A 23,169-nucleotide genomic window follows, 5' to 3' on the forward strand; every position below is an offset into this window, starting at 1 on the left:
TTGCGATCAGATATTCAGCGTAGCGCGAGCCATCGGTGGTGTGAGATTAATGTGCGTAGGAGCGTTTGATGAGGCTACTTGAAGCCTGGGTCACTCGCTGCTTCGCTAACCCAACAGTAACGCTGCTGTTACTGCTGGGCGTTACCGTATTAGCCGGCGCCTTTGGAGCGAATCAATTCCGCCTTAATTCTTCCATGGACGAGGTCATACTGCCCCGCGACTCAGAGCATTGGTTCAGTGATGACGAAGCATTAAAAACGGATTTTCCTCAACTCCGTAATTTGACCATCATTGTAGTGGCAGGTGCCGAGGCTGCGCAGGTCTCTGAAGCGGTTGATACGGTTTTGGCTGCCGCTCCCGATTTTGTAGAGCTCGATCAAATCGCTACTCCTATGCGGGAACCCGCGATCCGTAATGCGCTAGCGTTTTATCTCGACCGTCCAGATTTCTTGGCGCTTATTGACGGCGTGCAACCATTGGTGACGCTAAGCACGGCACTGCAGGGTGAGGGTGCCCTGACCGGTGCATTAGGCGTGCTCGGTGTAACCTTGCCCAATGAGACGCCGCCGGCGTTGTTAGATCTCTTACAGGGAAAAGCGACGACATTAAAAAACCTGGATCTGGTCAAAAATGCAGTGCCAGCCATGCTCAGCCCCTATGATGATTTATTTTATGAATTGATTCTTGTCAGTGATAAGCCGAATTTTGATGCGCAGTTTCCCGGCGCTGAGATTGTTCAGAATATAGAAAAGTGGATTGCACCTGTGGTGGCAGCCCACCCTGCGCTAACTATAGCTTTGACGGGTGATATCGTGCTCGCTCATGAAGAAATTTCCGATGCTCTAGCTGGGGTTAAATTGGCGGCAGGGTTATCGACTGTATTTCTCATATTGGTGTTGGCGCTGGGTGTAAGGTCAGGGGTTTTGACCGCAGGCATGCTGCTGCTAGTCGTTATCGGAAGTCTATGGACCCACGCTTTAGCTATGATCACGGTGGGTCAGTACAACACCCTGTCCCTCGCCTTTCTCGTCATGTTCTTTGGTTTGGGTGTCGACTTTGGATTGCACTACGGCTTGGCGGTGCGCGAAGTCCGAGCCGAAAGTAATGCCGTGGCGAGTGCGGTTCGCAATACGGGTGTTGCTCTGATGCTGTCGGCGGCAACAACGGCCTGGGCGTTTTTATCTTTCATGCCAACAGAATACAAAGGGCTTGGGGAGCTGGGGATAATTTCCGCTGGCGGTATGTTGGTCGCCATTTTTCTAACAGTCACCTTATTGCCAGCACTGTTTGGTTTGCTGGGTTTACCCGGCAGCCTACCCTCCAGAGTACGGCCATTGAAATTACGGTGGCCTAGCATGCAGTTAACATTGGCTATTTGGTTAGTCTTAGGTGTAACAGCCACATTAAAAGCGCGTGATGCCCACTTTGATTACTCTGTCGCGGGGCTGCGCGATCTCGAGACGCCGGCCATGACGTTACTTGATCGACTGCAACGCGGTGGCTTCAGTACCGACTACAGTATTTCTACCATGGCCTTACCGGATGAGCTGCCAGACTTGAAAGCACAGCTTGCCCAATTGGAGGCTGTCGGCTACGTAAGATCTATCGAAGATTTTCTACCGCAGTCCGATCACAAGGATCGCGTCTTAGCGCTGACTCAATTGCGCGAGGCCCTAGACCTTGTTTCAGGGTTTCCAGCTCTTGAGCCTCAAGTTGTAAGAGCGCAATTAGCGGCGCTGTCAACGATGCCGACATTGCCCGCGGAGATTTTAAATTTAATATCCATGCTGCAGGGCTACGATGACGCCCAGTTGATTGCCCTTGATGGAGACATTCGTGAGGCCATTTCACAGTGGCGCAAAGACCTAGAGCCATTACTCACTAGTGAGCCGCCCCAAATCAGTGATTTATCGCAACAGTTGCAACGTCGGTGGATCCTGCCGGATGGACGTCATCGACTTGAGTTTGGACCTGCCACGCCGACCCAAAGCAGAGAAGGGTTGAACACATTTGTCAGTGCGGCAAACACAGTTGTGGATAACGGAGGTGGACGCGCAGTCATTGAGTACGGTGTAGGCAGTGTGGTTGTTAGAGCCTTTCAGCAGGCCTCGATTCTGGCAGTGCTGGGCATTGCTCTGATGTTAACGCTTTATTATCGAAATCTGATTATGCCCATGGTTGTTATTGTTCCACTGATGCTGACAACCGTACTCACCTTTGCGGTTATGGAGTGGGTAGGGCTGTCTCTCAACATGGCTAACGTTTTAGTAGTGCCACTCATCTTTGGTTTAGGGATTGATTCAGCGATTCACATTGCGCACCGTTATCAGACTTTGGGTTCTGTCGAGCGACTGATGCAATCGAGTACTCCAAGGGCGGTCATGCTGTCAGCGGTAACGACGGTGGCAACCTTTGCCTCTTTGATGACAAGCACCCATCGAGGTGCGGCGTCTTTGGGTCAGTTACTGACTATCGCAATTCCTATTATGGTGGTTGTGACTTTCTCCTTGGTGCCGGTTCTGATGACTTATTTCGGACGATTTACCGACCGCCCCCTACACAATTAAAAGGTAGCTCTACCATGCATGCAATTTGGCAAAGACCCCGTCCAGATATCCCAAAGTCTGAAGCCTTAGTCAGAGTTACTGTGGTTTACGTGATTGCCTTGTTTGTCGCGGGGCTGGTGCTCATTTTGTCAACGGCTGAGCCTTTGTGGCGCGCATTATGGGCTGATTTGGCGGCAACCGTCGTGGTATTTGGAGCTAGCCGTTGGCACCGTAATAGCAGTTTTTATGATGCGTTTTGGTCTGTGATTCCGCCTGTGCTGATGCTTTGGTGGATGGTGGTAGGGAGTAGTGCGTCAACGCTTCGTGAGATGCTGGTCCTTGCCTTATTGCTCTTTTGGGCGACGCGACTGACCTGCCACTGGGCGTATTACTGGCCGGGCTTGCACCATGAGGACTGGCGATACGGCATGCTTCGAGAGCAGGCGGGTCGCAATGCTGTTGCTGTGGATTTAATGGGAGTCCATGTATTTCCGACCATACAGGTGTTTTTGGGTATGTTGCCGGTTTATGCCGTTACGGTACTCGGAGATCAACCCCTCAATGTAATAGACGGTTTGGCGGCGCTTGTTATGTTCGCTGCGATTACCTTGCAGATGACCGCCGATGTCCAACTGCACGCATTTGCGGCACAGGCAAAGCCCGGAGATACGTTGGAAACGGGGCTCTGGTCACGCAGTCGACATCCTAACTACCTGGGTGAAATCGGTATGTGGGTGGGTTTGGCGCTTTTTGGACTGGCTGCTTACCCTCAGGGTGCATGGTGGGTAGGGCTAGGCGCTCTGGCCATGATTCTAATGTTCCGCTACGCCAGTATTCCCATGATGGAGAAACGCTCTTTGGCGCGTCGGCCTGAATACGCGGACACAATGGCACGAATCCCCATGTTGCTTCCGCGGCTACGCAGTCATCCCGAAGGTGCGAGCGACTGATGACCTGATGGGGGCTTTAAATAGCCGCCTAGCAAACGGCTTCGCTGCCGTATCTGCATCGCTATCTATTTGAGACAGCAATCTAGCCGCAGGCATGAGATTGCAGACATTTCTGTCAGATGCACGGAGCCATGACTTCTGGTGGTAGCGGAAGGGCATGGGATGCCTTGAGGGCGGCAGATGCTCAGGAAAAACTTTGTGAGTCTCCAGAGCGTGGGCTCGACCCGTTGGCAAAAAACGCCTTGCTAGCGGTGGGCGCAATATCATGCGCGTCACGCAACTGCGCGTCTTATAAAAACCCATTAAACGACGGACATTTTATTTTCAGTCGTATCAGTTGACGTCACGGAGTAAACGAGCGCTTAGTATGGCCAGACACAAAGCGAGCTGTATTGCTATGCAAAGAGTCACTGCTGTCACAACCGTTCATATATTAGGGCTGCTCGTCGCTCTGGGCTTTTCCAGTATCTCCTCGGCTCAGGGTGCAGGAAATACCTTCATAGACCTTTTACGTGTCGTTAAAGAGGTCCGTGGCGAGTTCTTTGACGATAACTTTGGCGACCCTGAAACCGATGCCCTACCTTTCGCGAGTGAGGCCAATACATCCCGATTTCTCTCTCAAGCGACCTTTGGGGCTACGCGCAGTGATGTGTCGGCCCTGGTCGGTACTAGCGTCTCTGATTGGCTGCTGCAGCAGTTTAGTGAGGATCCTTCTGATTATCTTGCGACTCTCGATAGTTATCAGGCTCGGCTTCCGTTCCTGATTCTAAACCCATGGAATCGCGAGGCGACGACTTTTGCATTTTGGCAGCACAGTATCACGGGGAGCGATCAGCTCCGCCAGCGGATGGTGTTCGCGCTGTCTCAAATCTTAGTGTTATCCAATGCGACGGCCAATGCGCTCAGCGTTTACCCGGAGGCTGTGGCATATCATCAGTCGTTGTTAACAGAGTTTGGCTTGGGTAGTTACCGCGACCTCCTCGAGGCCGTGACGTACTCTCCGGGGATGGGCTTTTACTTAACGTATATGGGTAATGAAAAGGAGGACCCAGAAACAGGTCGTCAACCCGACGAAAATTATGCCAGAGAGATTCTCCAGTTGTTCACGATGGGGACGGTTTCGCTCAATGACGATGGATCCTTGGCCACAGATGTAGAGGGCGAGGGCAGTGCATTGGAGCTTTACGATAACGATGACATTACCGGCCTTGCAAAGGTGTTTACGGGTTTGGATCGCAACGTAACCCGTGCTCAGGCGGAAAATAATCCAGAGTCCCCGGAAGTCTTGAAGAGTTGGCGGGAGCCGATGGTTGTCTACCCGGCCAAACATGCTGAGGCCGTGAAAACCTTTTTGGGGCTGACGATCCCAGAAAATACGAACGCCTCAGACAGTATTACGCTTGCTCTGAATCATCTGATGAGCGTGCCGAGTGTTGGCCCGTTTTTATCCCGGCAGCTCATTCAGCGCTTTACTACATCTAATCCCTCGCCTGAATATATCGCCAGAGTCACGGAGATCTTCAATGACGGCCGTTACACCCTTCCCAATGGGGTGGTCGTTGGTGGCGGGATGCGCGGCGATCTAAAGGCAACGATTGCGGCTATATTGCTCGATCGCGAAAATCTTGATCCCGAGGAACCAGACTACTTTGGGAAATTGCGCGAACCTGTTTTACGTTTTACTCAATGGGCCAGAGCTTTCAATGTCGGTACCGTTACGCCCGAATACACCTTAGAGTTATACGACCTGTCATCGGTTACCCAGTACGGTCAGGATTTAGCTCAACACCCCTTTCGTGCGCCCTCGGTATTTAATTTTTACCGCCCCGGCTATGTCCCGCCTGGAACAAATAGTGGCGCTGCAGGTATGACAGTGCCGGAGCTGCAAATAGTGAACACAGAAACTATCCCGGCTTATATGAATTTTATAACGTTCTTTGCTACGGCCAGCACTCAAAACGCAGACCTTTCACCCTATCGCGAAATCGGGGGCTTGACCGGTGTCGATTTTGATCCAGAGCTGGCGCGCACCAGCTTTGTTCCCGACTACAGTTACGAGGAAAGTTTGGCCGATGATTTGCCAGAACTTTTTGCGCACTTAAATCTGTTGTTGGCGAGTGGTGCTCTGTCGCAACCGGCGGTGGACAGCTTTATCGATGTAGTGGCTGGAGTGCCTTCTGATACTGATGATGATTGGCGTACAACTCGCGTTGGGCTGGCTGTTGCGCTGGTCATGACGTCAGCCGATTATTTGGTCGCGCATTGAGGACTATACAATGAAGCATCCTCTCAATAGACGGCAGTTTCTCTCGAGCGGTATAGGCTGCTTGAGTTCGTTGGCCTTAGCCTCGCTCACCAGTCCTGTTAGGGCACAAGTCAGCGACGACTACCGAGCTTTAGTTTTGCTCTTTCAATTTGGCGGGGTGGACTGCCACGATACGGTAATTCCCTACGGCACGAGCGAATACAACGAGTATGCCAATATTCGTAGTGACCTTTTGAGTGCTTATGGAGATGGTCGAGCGCGCAGTAGCTTGCTGCAGTTGGCGTCTTCTGGGGTGGGCGCAGAATTTGCCTTGCCGCCTGAGTTTTCGGGAATGAAAACATTGTTTGACGAGGGTGCGGCAGCTGTAGTGGGCAACATTGGCCCCCTAGTTGAACCGGTGACTCGAGACAGTTACTCGGCTGGGGGGATCGCGTTACCGCCACGGCTATTTTCACACAATGATCAACAGTCACTTTGGCAGTCGGGCTCACCCGAGGGTGCTTCCGCTGGCTGGGGTGGGCTGTTTTCAGATTTACTGAGCACCCAGGGCATCAGTTCTGTTTCAGATTTTTCCGCATTAACAACGGCCCGGGATCGCCTTTTTGTTACTGGATACGAGACCGTACCTTATACGGCCTCAGCGGGCGGCTTAGGTGTTGATCTTAATGGTTTAGTTAAGGATCAAGCTAACGGAACTTTGGCGGATGTCTACCAGATGCTGACGGCCCAAGGCGAATCCGCTGCCCACATTTTAACCCGTGATCTTGCGGCCACTACCGTTGACGCTTTTGCTGCAAATATTGAATATTCATCCATTCTTCGCGAAGCCCCCGATTTGGGCGTTACGTTTGACTCAGGAGCGCTGGGCAATCAGCTCGAGCGTGTCGCAAAAATTATCGCAAGCCGCCAGCAGTTTGGGGTTAACCGCCAGATCTTTTTAGTGGGCGCTTATGGTTACGATACTCACAGCTCTCAAGCCCAGACTTTGTCCAGTCTGCACAATCAGCTCGATGCTGGAGTAAGTGCCTTCAGCGAGGCGATTAAAAATCTGGGTATTTTTAATCAGGTGACTCTGGCAACGGCGTCGGACTTTGGACGCACACTGACAGATAATGGGGACGGCACCGATCATGGTTGGGGCGGCCATCAATTTGTCGTGGGAGGCGCGGTTAATGGCGGGGTGCTGTACGGTGACATACCACCTCCGAGCCTTGAGCACAGTCAGGACGCCGGCAATGGCAGACTGATTCCTACAATTGCCGTGGATCAGTATGCGGCCTCACTGGGGCAGTGGCTGGGTCTCGATGAAAGTAGCTTGGCACAAGCGCTACCCAACCTCGGTAATTTTGGCGCCAACCCACTGTCCAACCTCCTTCTCTGAGAGAACCCATCTAACTTGAGCTGGCAGAAGCCCGCTGGCCGAAGAGGGCGGCAAACCGATATGATTGGCGCTCTCAAAAAGGCTGAACCTGTCATGTCCCCACACAGCTTCATTGAAACCTACCAAGTCGACCATGCTGTCTGCGACCGTATTGTGGGCTTCTTCATAGATAATAAGCATTTGGCCCAAGCTGGCCGGCTTGGGGAAAATCCTCGAGTCGATAAATCGATGAAGGATTCACTCGACCTGAGTGTTCCTATTCGCCTGTATGGTCAGGTTGATCCCTTTTTCGAATTGCTCACGGACTTTGTGAAGCGTTATGTCGATAAATATTATTACAACACTGGCGCAAATGGGCTTGGACCCCTCGGTTTTTCAGAGTGGTCAAACATTCAGGAGTATCCGGTAGGAGGCGGTTACCCCGCTATTCATTGTGAGCGCGACCGACTTGAATACTGTCATCGGGCTTTGGTGTGGATGCTCTACCTTACGGATACCCCGGGTGGTGGCACTGAGTTTCCACATCAAGGTATGACCACCGAATGTGTCAAAGGGAATCTCATTCTTTGGCCCAGTGATATGACGCATATGCACCGGGGGGTTGTGTCTAACAGTCACGAAAAAATGATATTCACGGGCTGGATAGATTTCATTACTGCCGAACGCAGCCAAGGCGTTTGAAGGAGCTTCTGCGGTTTCCTAAAAAATTGGAAAACCAAGCACTTTGAGCGGGGTGGTAGACTAAGCGCACCAGCCGAAAACTGCCTGTAACACTCCTTAACCTGTCGCGGGGTCGTGAGTGAGCTTCACGTTCGCCCTTCAGAGCGTAGGCCTGGCAGCCTCCCCTCAGGGTTCAGTAGCGCGATTGTATAAGGGTAATGAGTTCATGGTGGTACCAACAGACACGTCAACAGCGAATGACTCGGGGCTTCTATGGCAGCCTTCCGCAGATCGGCTGGCGCAAAGTCGCATTTATGATTTTATGGGTTTCCTTGAAACACGGGGCCTCGGTGATTTCGACGATTATCGCAGTTTGCATCAGTTTTCGGTGACCCAACGGGAGAGCTTTTGGTCGGCGTTTTGGGACTACGCGAACATTATTGCAGCGCACAAGGGCACTGTGGTTGTAGAAAATCCCGATACCTTTCCCTGCCAGTCGGTTCCGGGAGTGCGCTGGTTCCCAGAAGCACGCATGAACTTTGCGGAAAATTTGCTGCGTTACCGTGACGATCGGCCCGCACTGATTTCTCGCCTGGAAAATGGCCAGCGTCGGGTCGTTACCTTTAAGCAGCTCTATAACAACGTGGCGGCACTTGCGGCGAGTTTGCGAAGCCAAGGCGTGGGCCCTGGAGATCGCGTTGCTGGCTTCATGCCGAATATCATCGAAACTGTCGAGGCGATGCTGGCGACAACGAGTTTGGGTGCCATTTGGTCATCCTGCTCCCCCGACTTCGGTATTAACGGCGTGCTTGATCGTTTTGGTCAAATTCAACCCAAGGTCTTAGTCGGCGCCGACGGCTACTTTTATAACGGTAAAGTCTGCGACTCACTAGAGCGCCTAGCTGCAATTAGCGGTGCCATCGACTCCTTAGTAAGGGTGGTTGTGGTGCCAGTAATCTCGGAGCAACCTGACTGTTCTGGGATTTCCAATGCTGTGCAGTGGCAAGATTTTCTCGATACCTCGGCAACTGAGGTGCAGTTTGCGCAGCTCCCTTTTGATCACCCCTTATTCATTATGTATTCCTCGGGTACCACGGGCATGCCCAAGTGCATTGTGCACGGCGCAGGTGGCACATTAATTCAGCACCTAAAAGAGCATCAGCTGCACGTTGATCTGAGTCGAGATGACGTTCTGTTTTACTTCACGACCTGCGGGTGGATGATGTGGAACTGGTTGGTGTCAGGGCTTGCTAGCGGTTCGCCACTCGTCTTATACGACGGGTCGCCCTTTGCCGAGGAAGGGCTGTCATTACTAAAGGCAATAGAGGCAGAACGGATTTCTATTTTTGGCGTGGGGGCAAAGTACCTTGCGGCGTTAGAGAAGGCGGGCATTGTTCCCAATGACGAGGTGGATCTGGCGAGTCTTAAGACGATCCTCTCGACGGGCTCGCCGCTCTCTCATGAGAGTTTCCGTTACGTTTATAAGGGGTTTAAAGCGGATATTTGCCTGTCATCAATTAGTGGCGGCACCGATATTTTGTCCTGCTTTGTAGGAGGGAGCCCGATTCTCCCGGTGCACGTTGGAGAGATTCAAGCACCGGGCTTAGGCATGGCGGTGGAAATTTGGGGCGATGCCGGTGAGGCGCTTTTGGAAGAGAAAGGGGAGTTGGTCTGCACCCAACCGTTTCCTAGCATGCCCATTGGTTTCTGGAACGATACTGATGGCGACCAGTATCGCCAAGCCTATTTCGGCAGCTGGCCCAATATTTGGGCCCATGGTGATTATGGTGAATTAACGTCTGCGGGGGGTTACATCATTCACGGGCGCTCCGACGCGGTTTTGAACCCCGGCGGGGTGCGGATTGGTACGGCGGAAATCTACCGTCAAGTTGAGCGGCTTGAAGAGGTGCAGGAAAGCATTGTGGTCGGTCAGGAGTGGGCTAACGACGTTCGTGTGATTCTGTTTGTGGTGCTGACTCCTGGGGTCACACTCAACGAGGACCTTCGGAGTCGTATTTCCAAGGCCATTCGGGAGAACACGACCCCGAGACACGTTCCCGCAAAAATTCTTGAGGTTAGCGATATCCCCAGAACTTTGAGCGGAAAAATTGTAGAGCTCGCGGTACGCAATGCAATTCACGATCGACCGGTAAAAAACACCGACGCCCTCGCTAATCCAGAGGCCCTAGATGCCTTCAGGGACCGCGAGGAGCTTCTCACCTGAGCTGCCGGCCCTCTGGCCAGGCGTTGGGTGCTAGGGTGGGCCGGCGAGGGCCTACCCTTTGGTCAAGTCACGGCCTGACGAGGGAAGATCTCCTTTAGGCGGCTCGAAGCGCCTCCCCTAAAGTGTCTCGCCCTAACGCCTCCTGCGCTTCGCCATTGGCCCACGCCAAGACGCCCTTGATAAATACAGAAGCGACAATCCCCTTGGGACGATTGACCATTTGCTTGTGATCAAATATCTCACGGTGCTCCAGCACTCGTGTCTGATCGGGCTCCCAGTTATCGAGGGCATTTGGATTGATCAAAACCATATCGGCACGAGCACCGATAGCGAGAGAGCCCGCGTCCAGCCCAAACACAGTGGCAGGCTCTTTGGTGAGGCGATGAACCATTCGCGCCACGGTTGCCTCGTCGCGCTCCTTGGCCAATTTTAGTGACATCAGGTTGCTGTCAAAAAACGCCATATTAGTAATGTGGGCGCCGGAATCATTAAACCCCGGTAAAGCCTGATCATCGAGTAAATAGTCGAGGGTGGCTTTGTTTCCCGCGTTAGCAATGTCGGCATAAAATCGAAACGTTTTATCGTAGCGGCGCATCATGTGAAGCATAAAATCAGCATCGTCACGCAGAATCGCGGGAAACTCCTCAAAGGCGGTTTGTTCTCCCCGCGAGCGTGCGGCGGTTTCGTCTCCAGATTTAAAGCGTTGTACCCGCTCCATGACCTGAGCCATTGATTCGCCATCCCAATGGCTAATAGGTGCACCGTCGAATATTAGTTGGTGGGCATCGCGTATCACGAGACTGTCAGGGAACCCATGCCGAGTTTTCCAGCTGGCAAAATCGCCGCCGGTGCGACCGTGCATCCACTCTTTGCGAAACAACTCCACCCAGTCGGGGTCGTGCATCAGCGCTTTTCGCCCCTCAACGTCATCGTATTCTCTAGCGATGAGTTGCGAGGTGGCTGTCATCTCCTCAAATAGGGGGCTAACAATGCCATCTGACCAGACCCTAAAATTGGTTCCCAGGGCTTGAAAGTGCAGCTTGCCCTTGAATAACCACGTATTTAAAAGGCGGGCGACTTTGAGAAATAGTCGTCCCGATTTAGGTGCCGCCGTCATCTCCATAGCAGAGAGCGCTGAGGTTTTTAGCGGCTTGCCAAACAAACGGCCGCTGGTCAGTGAGAAATAAAGCAGCGCTGTCAGACGATTCTCAAGGATGGGGGTGGTTTGCCAGACGCGATCATAGTTGCGCACCACTTTTAACAAACGACGCAGCTCCTTAAAGCTTGCAAACTGCGTGGGTATGCGTTTTGCCGTGTTGGGATCATTTGACAGGTAGTGAAAAGGCAGTCCGTCAGTGCTTAGTCCCATGTACCCCTGTTGCATAGCTGTTTCGAGCAGCGTTTCCATCTTCACTAGCTCGCTTTCGGTGGGCGCTCGGCTGACGCTTGCTTCCAAGCCCATGGCCTCGATGCGTAGCATCGAGTGCGGCACGAAGGTGGCGATATTGGGGCCAAGGGGAAGATCGGCGAAGTGATCCATGTAATCCCCGGTATTGTCCCAGGTTATTTTTTCAGAAACTTTGCGCAATACGGCTTTGGGGATGTTTTCGACGCGAGTAAAGCAGTCAACGATCGGCTCCTGATCGCCGGTTTTTTGGCTGCCAAAGCTGGTCCCCAAGCTGCAATTACCCACGACCACTGTCGTCGTGCCATGCCGAACAACCTCGGGCAAGGCAGGCTCGACGTCGACTTCAAGATCGAGGTGGGTATGGATGTCGAGTAAGCCCGGCATCAGCCACTGGCCTGAGGCCTCAACGACGGCCTCTGCATGGCCAGCCGGTAGATTTTCGCCCCTAGCGACCACTTTACCTTCTCGAATCGCTACATCTTGAACGGCTGGAAGATCACCGCTGCCATCGAAAAACGTCGCGCCCTTGATTAAAAGGTCCCATGTGCTTGCCACTGATACTGCCCCCGGTTTGGTCTCTGGCCTAGTTACGGCCGTGGCCGGCAATTTTAGCTCAGTTAGGCGCTGGCTGTGCAAAGTTTTATCGGGGGATGAGATGGGGTTTTTATGACCTCCGCCCGGCGTAGGTACCAAGCTTTAAAGCTTTGAACCTGTCGTCATTGCGGACTCATTGGGTTATGGCCCTCAGTCGCTCCCAAAAGCGTCATTAATGGTCCAATTGACGCGCTTATGAGCGACATTTTGAGTCAAAAAAGCGACGTCAATGCAGCGGGATTATGCACAGTCCGGCACGCAGAAAAGACCTGCCCGAATCGGCTCATGGTTAGCGTGCAACGCAGAAAGGCTGGTTTTTCCCATGTTAAAGCGATAAACGCTGTTTGAAGAGCGCAACGCTGATGTCCCAGCCGAAATCCGTCAGGTCACGGTTAGGGCACACCGTTATAACAAAACACGGTGGGAGTGATTGCTATGCGCAATCATGTCTCCAATAATGCCGGGGTGCGCAGGGTTTGGGGCGGCATCTGCGGTCAATCCCGTCGGTAACTTTGAGGGGGTGTTTGAAGGATTATCTTAGGCCCTACGGGCTTTGGGGACCCCTTTAAAACATAAAATAAAGATAACAACACAACTCGAGCTGCGACCTGCCTTTGGGAGCGGTTGTAGCCGCCTCTTAAACGTACAAACAAGCTCGGATAATTCGAGCAGTTTACCAATGGCCATTTTGAAGGAATCCTGAACCATGCCCAGTGATATCGATATTGCCCAGGCGGCAACCCCACAACCCATAGCTGATATTGCAACGGGCTTGTCTATACCTGAAGAGGCTTTGGAACCGTATGGTCGTACAAAAGGGAAAATCAATCTTAACTGGCTGCTGGATCAGCCTGTAAGACCCTCGGCGCGGATGATTTTGGTCACCGCGATCAGTCCAACGCCCTCGGGTGAAGGCAAGACCACCACGACGGTGGGGTTGGGCGATGCCCTGCGACATATTGGTAAGGACGCGATGATCTGCCTGAGGGAGCCATCTTTGGGGCCCGTGTTTGGCATGAAAGGCGGTGCTGCAGGCGGTGGCTACGCGCAGGTGATTCCCATGGAGGACATCAATCTGCACTTTAATGGCGATCTGCATGCCATTGGCGTAGCCAACAACCTTCTCTCTGCCTTGCTCGATAATCACATCCATCACGGGAATGCGTTGGGAATTGATGTGCGTCGTGTGACCTGGAAGCGGGTGCTGGACATGAACGATCGAGCGCTACGAGACATCACCGTTGCCATGGGAGGCGTTGGCAATGGTTATCCCAGACAAGATGGCTTCGATATTGTCGTGGCATCAGAAATTATGGCGATTTTTTGCCTCGCTACGGACTTGGCAGATCTCAAAGCGCGTATTGGTCGCATCGTTGTTGGCTACACTCGGGATAAGACCCCCGTGCGAGCTTCCGATTTAAAGGCTGAGGGAGCCCTCACCGCGGTTCTCAAAGACGCGTTAGCGCCCAATTTGGTGCAAACCCTAGAAGGGACTCCAGCGTTTGTTCACGGCGGACCTTTTGCCAATATTGCTCACGGCTGTAACAGCGTTATTGCGACAACGGGTGCGTTGCGCCTGGCCGAGTATGTTGTCACCGAAGCGGGTTTTGGTGCTGACCTGGGTGCTGAGAAATTTATCGATATCAAGTGTCGCTCAGCAAACCTGAGACCTTCAGTCGCAGTGTTGGTCGCTACTATCCGGGCTCTGAAGTTCCACGGTGGCGTCGCTAAAGAAGACCTCAATGGAGAAAATCTGGAGGCATTGGGTGCGGGCATGGTTAACCTGGAACGCCACGTTAAGAATATTCGTGACAACTACGGGGTCACACCGATCGTCTCGATCAATCAGTTCATTAGCGACACTGATGCAGAGTTAGCGTTGCTGGTGGAACGGGTCGAGGCTATGGGCGTGCGCGTAGCCATTGCGAGTCACTGGGCAAACGGCGGGGCAGGTGCTGCGGACCTGGCTCACATGGTTGCCGAGGTTTGCGATGCGGATGAGAAATCTGCGAACGCTGGTCATGACACCTTTGTTTACCCTGATTCCGCAACGCTGAAAGAAAAGATCGAGGCGGTTGCTACAAAGGTGTACGGTGCCAGTGAGGTGACGATGAGCGGTAAAGTCCGCAATCGCCTGAAAGAACTTGAAGCAGAGGGCTACGGTGGCATGCCGGTTTGTATTGCTAAGACCCCCTACTCGTTTTCCACCGACCCTTCGCTCAAAGGGGCGCCCTCGGGGCATGTGATGGATATCCGAGAAATCAGACTGTCAGTGGGCGCAGGTTTTGTCGTCGCCGTCTGCGGCGATGTCATGACGATGCCAGGTTTGCCGAAGGTGCCTGCCAGTGAAAATATCGATGTTGTTAATGGACAAGTGACCGGACTTTTCTAGATGCCAGCACATGCAACCGATCCAAGGCCTATGCTCCGCGTTAACGACGTGACGGAGACGAGCACGCGCTCAGTGGATCAGTTTGATCGCGTTGTTGTGGAGGCGCCACTGGCGATTTCGGTAGACCAAAAAACGCTACTGACCACGATGCGAACGCCAGGTCACGATGAGGAGCTGGCAGTTGGATGGCTGTTGAGCGAAGCTGAAATAAAGGTGCCAGCTGACATTATTAGTGTCGAACGGGTGGGTGCCTCTGAGCTGCGTCATTGGGGAGTAGAGGAAGAGTCAGCAGTGGATACGGTGCTGGCTGAGCTGGGGGCCGGCGTTGTTCCCCCAAGGCCAAGGGCCTACCTGACCTCAAGTTCATGCGGGGTGTGTAGCAGTGATGTTCTGGCGACAACGCCGAAGCCGGGTGTGGCTTTGCACAGCGAAGATTGGGTGATCACGCCACAAGCCGCCCATGTTCTTATCAAGCAGATGCGCTGCGAACAAAAGATGTTTGACTTAACGGGGTCTCTCCACGCCGCGGCTCTGGCCGGCCCCGATAATCAATTGCTAGTCGTTCGGGAAGACGTTGGGCGACATAATGCGGTCGATAAAGTCGTGGGGAATGCATTTCTCGAAGGTAACTTTCCCCTCACTGACCACATACTGGTGGTGAGCGGGCGTGTTTCTTACGAAATTGTGACGAAGGCTTTGAGCGCCAGTGTTGCTGCGATTGTGGCGGTTTCTGGGCCTACCACGTTAGCCGTGGACCTCGCCCGAGCCCATGGTTTGGTGTTGATTGGCTTCACACGCGATGATCGACTCAATGTCTACTCAGGTAAGGGACGGGTAAAACTCTGATGGAAGCACCTATTAAAACGCCCGAGCAGATTGACGCGCTAAAGGGGTTGCTTATGCCCATTGTGGAACGAGAACCCGGCCCCGTTTTGTTATGCCTGCAGGCGGCACAGACGCATTATGGTTACGTACCTGATGGCGCGGTGGCGGTTATCGCAGAGGTTTGTAACGTCTCGCGCGCCGATGTGCACGGCACTTTTTCTTATTACAGCGATCTTAAGAAGGCGCCCCCTCCCGAGATTTCCGTGCGTTTGTGCGCTGCCGAGGCCTGCCAAGCGGTGGGTGGTCGAGGGCTGGCTGCGGCTTGGGACGAGGCTTGCGCGGCTGACCCGGAATTGGCCGCAGCTACAGGTACCAACGAGCCGGTGTTCTGTCTCGGTAATTGTGCCTTGGGTCCAGCAGCTCTTGTGAACGATGAGCTTATTGGGAACGCGAATGTAGAAGCGCTAAAATCCGCGATAAAGGCCGCTCAGAATGCGGCGGAGACAGCGTTATGACGGTTTGGTTTGTTCCCCGCGACGCGGCAGCACTTTCGGTGGGTGCCAATGCTGTGGCGGCTGCGCTTGAGGCGCAAGGCGAGCAGGTGGTGCGCACCGGAAGTCGCGGGTTGTTGTGGCTGGAGCCTTTGGTCGAACGCGCTGATTCGCGCAGTGGAATACGGGTGGGCTGGGGCAATGTGCAGGCGTCAGACTTCGCCAGTGGTGACCTAACAGAGACTGCCCCTAATTATCTTGGAGTTGTCGAAGAGCTGGATTATCTGGCGTGCCAAGAGCGCTGGATCTATGAGCGCGTCGGCATTACCGACCCGGTCGACCCGGAGGATTATCTGTCCCACGGTGGGATGGTGGGTTTGCAACGCGCCCTGAATCTGAGCCCCGCCGATGTCGTTACCGCAGTCACGGCATCGGGCCTTCGAGGCCGCGGTGGTGCCGGTTTCCCTACGGGTATTAAATGGCAGACGGTGGCTGAGCAAGCTGCCGTGCCCCACAAAGGTGACCCCATTGACGCCCCGCGTCACAAATACATTTGTGTGAACGCAGACGAGGGCGACAGTGGCACCTTCGCAGACCGCATGCTGATGGAAGGCGATCCTTTTTGCCTTCTCGAAGGCATGGCGATTGCGGCACATGCTGTGGGCGCCGATCGAGGCATGATTTATTTGAGGTCTGAGTATCCGGCTGCCATAGCCGTGATGCACGAGGCGATTGACAAGGCGAGAGATCGGGGGTGGTTGGGGCAGGGCATTATGGGTTCGACCTGTAACTTCGACGTCACCGTTCGCGTCGGTGCTGGCTCCTATGTTTGTGGTGAAGAAACCGCCATGCTCGAAAGCTTAGAGGGCCGTCGCGGGACCGTGCGAGCCAAGCCACCACTTCCTGCTATTGAGGGTCTATTTGGTACGCCCACGGTCATCAACAATGTACTAACGATTGCCAGCGTTCCTTCAATTCTCGCTCGTGGGGCTGAGGCCTACGCGGCGTTAGGACAAGAGCGGTCTCGCGGAACGCAGGTTTTTCAACTGGCTGGAAATATCGCTAGAGGCGGGATTGTCGAGGTGGCTTTCGGGATCTCTGCCCACGAACTCATCTTTAATCTGGGTCAGGGCACCAAATCGGGTAGGCCCTTGAAGGCTGTGCAAGTGGGTGGACCTTTGGGAGCCTATTTGACGGCAGAATCACTACAGGTGCCTATGGCCTATGAAGCGTTAGCTGCCGAAGGCGCGATGCTGGGTCACGGTGGCTTGGTGGTCTTTGATGATTCGGTCGATATGGCTGAGCAAGCGCGGTTCGCCATGGAATTCTGTGTCGAAGAGTCTTGCGGCAAGTGCACGCCATGCCGCATTGGTGCGGTGCGAGGCGTTGAAGTCATAGACGACCTTTTGGCTTCCGATACCTCGACTAACGCGGAGCAGCTGTTACGTGATCTCTGCGATGTTATGACTCAGGGGTCACTGTGTGCGATGGGCGGGCTGACACCGCAACCCGTGTTGAGTGCCCTAGACCAATTTCCTGAAGATTTTAAGCGTTCGGTGAGCCAAAGTAGTGACGCCGTGCAAGGAGCTGTCCGTGAATAAACCAATAGAGATTGCCATTGAAGATTTGGATTTAGGTACCCCCGCAGCGCTCTCAGAGAGCACGGTTACTGTCCATATTGACGGCACCGCTGTCGAGGTTCCTGCAGGTACTTCGATCATGCGCGCGGCAAGTCTCGCTGGCACACAGATCCCAAAGTTGTGTGCTACCGATAGCCTCGATGCCCATGGTTCCTGTCGCCTCTGTCTCGTGGAAGTCGAAGGTCGTAAAGGGACTCCTGCATCCTGCACGACGCCCTGCCAAGAAGGTATGTCAGTAAAAACTCAAACGCCGCGTTTGGATAAGCTTCGAAAGGGCGTTATGGAACTGTATATTTCAGACCACCCCCTCGATTGTCTAACTTGCTCTGCCAATGGTGACTGCGAGCTCCAGGATATGGCGGGCGTGGTGGGATTGCGCTCTGTGCGCTACGAAGAGGGCTCGAACCACTTGGCGGCGAGTAAAGATGAGTCCAATCCTTACTTCAGTTTTGATGCCAGCAAGTGCATCGTTTGTAGCCGCTGCGTGCGCGCCTGTTCCGAAGTTCAGGGTACGTTTGCATTGACCATCGCCGCACGTGGTTTTGAATCCAAGGTTTCTCCCAGTGAGGAAAATGCCTTCCTCGACAGTGAGTGCGTGTCCTGTGGTGCCTGTGTTCAAGCCTGTCCTACTGCAACGCTGCAAGAAAAACAGGTTATCGACTTGGGTGTGCCTACTCGCAAAGTCAAAACGACCTGCGCGTACTGCGGTGTGGGTTGTTCCTTCGTCGCCGAGCTGCGCGGGGATGAGCTGGTCCGTATGGTTCCCGATAAGCAGGGTGGCGCCAATGAGGGACACTCTTGTGTGAAGGGACGTTTCGCTTGGGGTTATGCGACACACGCTGACCGCATTACGCGCCCCATGGTTAGGGAAACCACTGACAGTGAGTGGCGTGAAGTTAAGTGGCCTGAGGCCATCGCTTTTGCAGCAGATCGTTTTAAAGCGATTCAGCAGCAGCATGGCATGGACGCATTGGGTGCTATTACCTCCTCGCGCTGTACCAATGAAGAAGTTTACGTGGTTCAAAAAATGGTGCGTGCTTCGCTGCAAACCAACAACGTGGATACCTGTGCCAGAGTCTGTCATTCGCCCACGGGTTATGGTTTGAAACAGACGTTTGGCACCAGCGCGGGTACTCAGGATTTTGCTTCGGTGCAACAGGCGGATGTCATCATGGTTATTGGTGCAAATCCCACCGATGCCCACCCGGTATTTGGCTCGCGCATGAAACGGCGCCTGAGAGAGGGTGCCAAGCTTATTGTCATTGACCCACGCTCTATTGATCTCGTGCAGTCACCGCACATTAGGGCAACTGAACACCTTCAACTGCAGCCGGGAACTAACGTCGCTGTAGTCAATGCACTGGCCCATGTCATTGCCACAGAGGGCTGGATTGATGAGGCTTTTGTTCAAGAGCGTTGTGATGTGGCGTCTTTTAACGCTTGGCGGCGGTTCATTTCTCTTCCAGAAAACAGCCCCGAAAATCTCGCTGAGATCAGCGGTGTAGCAGCAGAAACCATACGATCAGCAGCAGCGATCTACGCTAAAGCCGGCAATGGCGCTATTTATTACGGACTGGGGGTGACCGAGCACTCTCAAGGTTCAACCATGGTAATGGCCATGGCGAATTTGGCTATGGCGACTGGAAATATTGGTCGTGACGGCGTTGGTATAAACCCGCTGCGGGGCCAGAACAATGTGCAAGGCGCCTGTGACATGGGCTCTTTTCCCCATGAGTTCAGCGGCTATCGACACGTTTCTGACGAAACTGCTAGAGAGCAATTTACCGCACTTTGGGGTGTAGACCTGCGCGAGGAGCCGGGGATGCGGATTCCTAACATGCTCGATGCAGCTATCTCTGGAAATTTCCGAGGTATGTACATTCAAGGAGAGGATATTGCGCAATCTGATCCCAACTTGCAGCACGTGACAGCTGCGTTAAGCGCCATGGATTGCGTGGTTGTTCAGGACCTATTTTTGAATGAAACCTCCAAATTTGCTCATGTGTTTCTGCCTGGCACTTCCTTTTTGGAAAAAGATGGCACTTTCACCAACGCGGAGCGGCGAATTAATCGCGTTCGCCCTGTGGTACCTCCAGCCTCAGGGTTGGCGGAGTGGCAGGTGACCTGTGCTCTCAGTGAGGCGATGGGTTACACCATGGATTATGCCAATGCCGCCGAGATCATGGACGAAATCGCAGCACTGACGCCCACTTTTGCTGGCGTATCTTTCGACCTGCTGGATGAGCGGGGCAGCATCCAATGGCCCTGTAATGAGCAAGCTCCTGAAGGTACACCGATTATGCATGCCGAGCGTTTCGTACGCGGAGAGGGTCAATTCATAACGACCCCCTATGTGCCTACCGATGAGCGTTCGACTCGGAAGTTTCCATTATTGTTAACAACGGGCAGGATTTTGAGCCAGTACAACGTAGGGGCTCAAACTAGGCGCACCGACAACACGGTCTGGCATGCCGAAGATATTCTCGAAATTCATGAGGCCGACGCCGAGTTGAGAGGTGTGGCAGATGGTGACTGGATCGAAGTTGCCAGCCGGGCGGGTAGCACGCGTATGAGAGCGCATATCAGCGACGATATTCCTGCGGGGGTGGTGTACACCACCTTCCATCACCCGGTAAGTGGCACCAACGTAATCACTACCGATAATTCAGATTGGGCGACCAACTGCCCTGAGTACAAGGTGACGGCCGTCGAAATTCGTCCCTCCAGTGCGCAAGCCGTGGGAATGTAACGTGACCCTTGATTACAGTCAGCAACATCTCATCAAGATGGCCAATCAGATAGCGGGCAATATGCCGAGCAGAGATAATGTTCCCGAGCAAATTGTCCAGCATATGGCGCAATTTTGGACGCCACCAATGCGTGCCGACTTAAAACAACTTGCCGAGCAACTGCCCGATTCTTTGAATGGTGAGGTGTTAGCGGCGTTAGCCCTTGAGGGTTGATGAGTTTGTATAAGCGCAGTGACTTGCTGCCTTAAACGCGTCGGCGCGATCGGCTTTTAAATTTGCAATGTCAGCAGGAACCCACTGTTGGCACAAGGCGGCTCGGTTGTGAGAGATTGCGACATTTAGGGTGGCGTTTTTAGACGCATAAATGTCGTAAATAATTGAGCGTAAAGTGGCTAAAAAGCGCCAAATCCGTGGCGATGTAACGGCATATTTTTAACGTTTTTTCAGGGGGCCCCATGGCAAAGTTACCCGAACATGCACGCGTGGTTATTATTGGACAGGGAGGCATTGTTGGTGCCTCCGTCGCACACCACCTGATCGAAGCGGGTTGGGACGATATTGTAGGACTTGAGAAGTCCGCGATTCCTACCGACATTGGATCAACGTCCCATGCGTCTGATTTTTGCTACATGACCTCCCACGACAAGCTCAATGTGTTTACGAGCACCTACAGCCGTGAATTTTATCGCGCTAGGGGCAATTATATTGAAATTGGTGGCATGGAGGTTGCGAGAAAGGGCGACGACGAGCGAATGCTGGAACTGCAACGCAAGGTCGCTTCGGGTAAAGCCTTCGGCAGCAATGCTTACATGATTTCAGCGGAGGAAGCTAAAGAGAAGTTTCCGCTCGTTGAGGAAGACATGATCCAAGGGGCTATGTGGGATCCCGATGCCGGTTTGGTGACGCCACGATCTCAGAAAGTCGCCGGTGACCTGGTGGATGAGGCCGTTGAAAGCGGCAAGTTAACGACCTTTGCCTACACGGCAGCGAACAAAATAATTGTGGAAGACGGTCGCGCGGTCGGTGTTGAGACCGAAAAAGGGACCATCATGGCGGACCATGTCGTGCTGTGTGCGGGTATTTGGGGCTCTTTGGTCTCTAAAACCGCAGGCGTGAAGTTGCCTCTGATGCCGCTCGAACACCCCCTTCTGTTTTTTGGGCCTTGGGATGCCCTCAAAGGCACTGGCAAGGACATCGTTTACCCTTTGTTCCGTGATCAGGGCAATTCAGCTTATGTGCGTGATACTGGCGACCCAACAACACCTGAAGGGGGCTTGCTCGAGTGGGGCTACTACGAGCCTCACAACCCACGACTCATCGACCCAGAGGAAATTTTAGAGGCTGGTGACGCCAGATTGTCGCCGTCAATGCGAGACCTCACCCTTGATCAGGTCATGGAGGCTTTTGAGCAAGCTGTTGAGCTGACACCTGTGCTGGGTGAACTGGGCTGGGAAGAGCGGCGCTCGTTTAATGGTTTGTTGTCGGTGACAACTGACGGCACCTCCGTCATTGGAGAAGCTCCCGATGTCGATGGTTTGTGGTTGTGCGAGGCTGTTTGGGTTAAGGATGGCCCCGGCGCCGGCAAACTGATGGCAGATTTAATGACTCACGGTCGCACTGAGATGGATTCTCACAATGTGGATCCGGCCCGGCACTACCCTATTCAGCTGACGCCAGAGTACGTGCGCAATCGCAGTTACGAAATTGCTCAGAAAATCTACACCCCGGGTGTGCATCCTCGAGAGCCCTACCTGTCTTCCAGGGGTCTTCGCACTAGTCCCTTCTACGAGCGTGAAGTGGCCCTTGGAGGTTACTTCATGGAGGTGGCGGGCTGGGAGCGAGCTCATGGCTATGCTGCTAACGAAGCGACATTGCTGCCGAAATATCGGGATCAGGTACCCAACAGAGAAGCGGAATGGGACAACCGGCACTTTTGGGAAGTTTCCAACGCCGAGCATTTGGCGTTGAGCGATGGGGTTGGCATGATCAACCTGTCGCACTTTGCGATCTTTGATGTCATCGGGGCCGATGCGGAAGCGTTGCTCGAATATCTGTCAGTCGCAAAACTGGGCACCAATACGCCGATCGGTAAAGGCGTTTATACCCACTTCCTTGATCATACTGGAGGGGTCCGCTCAGACCTGACCATTGTCCGGCTAGCGGAAGACGCCTATCGCGTTATCTGTGGCGGCGATACGGGATATCGTGATTACGTTTGGATGAAAAAGTTCCGAGGTAAGCTTGGCTTTACGAACGTAGAGTTCATCGACCAGTCTGAACAGCTGGCAACCCTAGGTTTGTGGGGGCCAGAGGCGCGAGCTACGTTACAAAAGCTGATGGACGACCCTGAAAGTGTCTCAGGTGAGGCTTTCCCTTACACGATGACTCGGGAAATTGATGTTCTGGGCATTAAGGTGTGGGCATTCCGAATCTCTTATGTTGGTGAACAGGGATGGGAGCTTTATTTCCCATTCGCTGATGGATTAAAGCTTTGGGACGCACTTGCAGAACTCGGCGTTACGCCCGTGGGCATTGAGACCTATGCGAACAGCCGGCGTCTGGAAAAAAGTCTGCGGTTACAAAATGCCGACTTGGAAACGGATTACAACCTGTACGAGGCGGGTTTGGCACGGCCAAAAGTAAAAGCGGCAGATTTTCACGGCAAAGAAGCCTATGTGGCGCAGCGTGAGTTGCCCGAACAGGTCGCTTACCTATGTACCTTTGCGCTTGAGGATACTACCGATAGCGACGGTGTGGTGCGCTACCCGGTAGGGCAGTGGCCGCTGTTGGACAAAGAGACCAAGGAAGTTATTGTCGACAGCCATGGGCGACGCTCCTATACCACTAGCGTGGCGTTTGGCCCCTCTTTGGGTCAAAATATTGCCATGGGTTATCTGCCCGCCGACCGCGCTAAAGAGGGCGATACCGTTTATATGGAATATTTCGGTAATTTTTTCTCCGCAAAAGTCACCGCGGTGGGATATCGTGCGATGCTAGACCCCGACAATGTAAGGGTCAAAACCTAATCCCGTAAAATAAAAA

Annotated in this window: 14 protein-coding genes; 13 read left to right on the plus strand and 1 reads right to left on the minus strand. The window is 53.5% G+C overall.

Going from position 1 to position 23,169, the window contains the following annotated elements; all coding sequences use genetic code 11:
* Positions 1-68: 68 nt before the first annotated feature.
* From ACMAY6_RS05195 to ACMAY6_RS05220, 6 genes are all read left to right on the plus strand, one after another.
* Positions 69-2,567 carry an MMPL family transporter gene (locus ACMAY6_RS05195; RefSeq protein WP_435215041.1) on the plus strand — a complete coding sequence of 833 codons (2,499 nt, stop codon included), beginning with the start codon at positions 69-71 and terminating at the stop codon, positions 2,565-2,567.
* Positions 2,568-2,581: 14 nt separating this feature from the next.
* Positions 2,582-3,496, plus strand: a complete 915-nt coding sequence (locus ACMAY6_RS05200) for a DUF1295 domain-containing protein (RefSeq protein ID WP_435215043.1) — start codon at positions 2,582-2,584, stop codon at positions 3,494-3,496.
* A gap of 367 nt (positions 3,497-3,863) precedes the next feature.
* Positions 3,864-5,762 (plus strand): DUF1800 domain-containing protein, encoded by a 1,899-nt coding sequence (locus ACMAY6_RS05205; RefSeq protein ID WP_435215044.1) that lies wholly within the window; start codon positions 3,864-3,866, stop codon positions 5,760-5,762.
* Positions 5,763-5,772: 10 nt separating this feature from the next.
* On the plus strand, positions 5,773-7,143 hold the full coding sequence (locus ACMAY6_RS05210) for a DUF1501 domain-containing protein (RefSeq protein WP_435215046.1): 1,371 nt from the start codon (positions 5,773-5,775) through the stop codon (positions 7,141-7,143).
* 93 nt (positions 7,144-7,236) lie between these two features.
* The gene (locus tag ACMAY6_RS05215; RefSeq protein ID WP_435215048.1) at positions 7,237-7,824 is read left to right on the plus strand and encodes a 2OG-Fe(II) oxygenase; all 588 of its coding nucleotides are present in this window, start codon (positions 7,237-7,239) and stop codon (positions 7,822-7,824) included.
* A gap of 205 nt (positions 7,825-8,029) precedes the next feature.
* Positions 8,030-10,027, plus strand: coding sequence for an acetoacetate--CoA ligase (locus ACMAY6_RS05220; RefSeq protein ID WP_435215956.1), 1,998 nt, complete (start codon positions 8,030-8,032; stop codon positions 10,025-10,027).
* 94 nt (positions 10,028-10,121) lie between these two features.
* Here ACMAY6_RS05220 and ACMAY6_RS05225 read toward each other — a convergent pair whose 3' ends face one another.
* Positions 10,122-11,990, minus strand: a complete 1,869-nt coding sequence (locus tag ACMAY6_RS05225; protein WP_435215049.1) for an N-acyl-D-amino-acid deacylase family protein — start codon at positions 11,988-11,990, stop codon at positions 10,122-10,124.
* 745 nt (positions 11,991-12,735) lie between these two features.
* Between ACMAY6_RS05225 and ACMAY6_RS05230 the strand changes: the two genes are divergently transcribed.
* From ACMAY6_RS05230 to ACMAY6_RS05260, 7 genes are all read left to right on the plus strand, one after another.
* Positions 12,736-14,421 (plus strand): formate--tetrahydrofolate ligase, encoded by a 1,686-nt coding sequence (locus ACMAY6_RS05230; RefSeq protein WP_435215051.1) that lies wholly within the window; start codon positions 12,736-12,738, stop codon positions 14,419-14,421.
* Positions 14,422-15,267, plus strand: coding sequence for a formate dehydrogenase accessory sulfurtransferase FdhD (gene fdhD / locus ACMAY6_RS05235; protein ID WP_435215053.1), 846 nt, complete (start codon positions 14,422-14,424; stop codon positions 15,265-15,267).
* Complete coding sequence (locus ACMAY6_RS05240) at positions 15,267-15,761, plus strand: NAD(P)H-dependent oxidoreductase subunit E (RefSeq protein ID WP_435215054.1); 495 nt, start codon at positions 15,267-15,269, stop codon at positions 15,759-15,761. Before fdhD ends, ACMAY6_RS05240 begins: the two co-directional genes overlap by 1 nt.
* Complete coding sequence (locus ACMAY6_RS05245; RefSeq protein ID WP_435215055.1) at positions 15,758-17,338, plus strand: NADH-ubiquinone oxidoreductase-F iron-sulfur binding region domain-containing protein; 1,581 nt, start codon at positions 15,758-15,760, stop codon at positions 17,336-17,338. The genes ACMAY6_RS05240 and ACMAY6_RS05245 overlap by 4 nt, the downstream gene beginning before the upstream one ends.
* Positions 17,331-20,126 (plus strand): formate dehydrogenase subunit alpha, encoded by a 2,796-nt coding sequence (gene fdhF / locus ACMAY6_RS05250; protein WP_435215057.1) that lies wholly within the window; start codon positions 17,331-17,333, stop codon positions 20,124-20,126. The genes ACMAY6_RS05245 and fdhF overlap by 8 nt, the downstream gene beginning before the upstream one ends.
* Position 20,127: 1 nt before the next feature.
* A complete protein-coding gene (locus ACMAY6_RS05255) occupies positions 20,128-20,340 on the plus strand; it encodes a formate dehydrogenase subunit delta (protein WP_435215058.1) in 213 nt (70 codons plus the stop codon).
* 242 nt (positions 20,341-20,582) lie between these two features.
* The gene (locus tag ACMAY6_RS05260) at positions 20,583-23,153 is read left to right on the plus strand and encodes a GcvT family protein (RefSeq protein ID WP_435215060.1); all 2,571 of its coding nucleotides are present in this window, start codon (positions 20,583-20,585) and stop codon (positions 23,151-23,153) included.
* Positions 23,154-23,169: the final 16 nt, after the last annotated feature.

This window comes from Luminiphilus sp. nBUS_16, assembly GCF_051201645.1.
Classification (GTDB): domain Bacteria; phylum Pseudomonadota; class Gammaproteobacteria; order Pseudomonadales; family Halieaceae; genus Luminiphilus.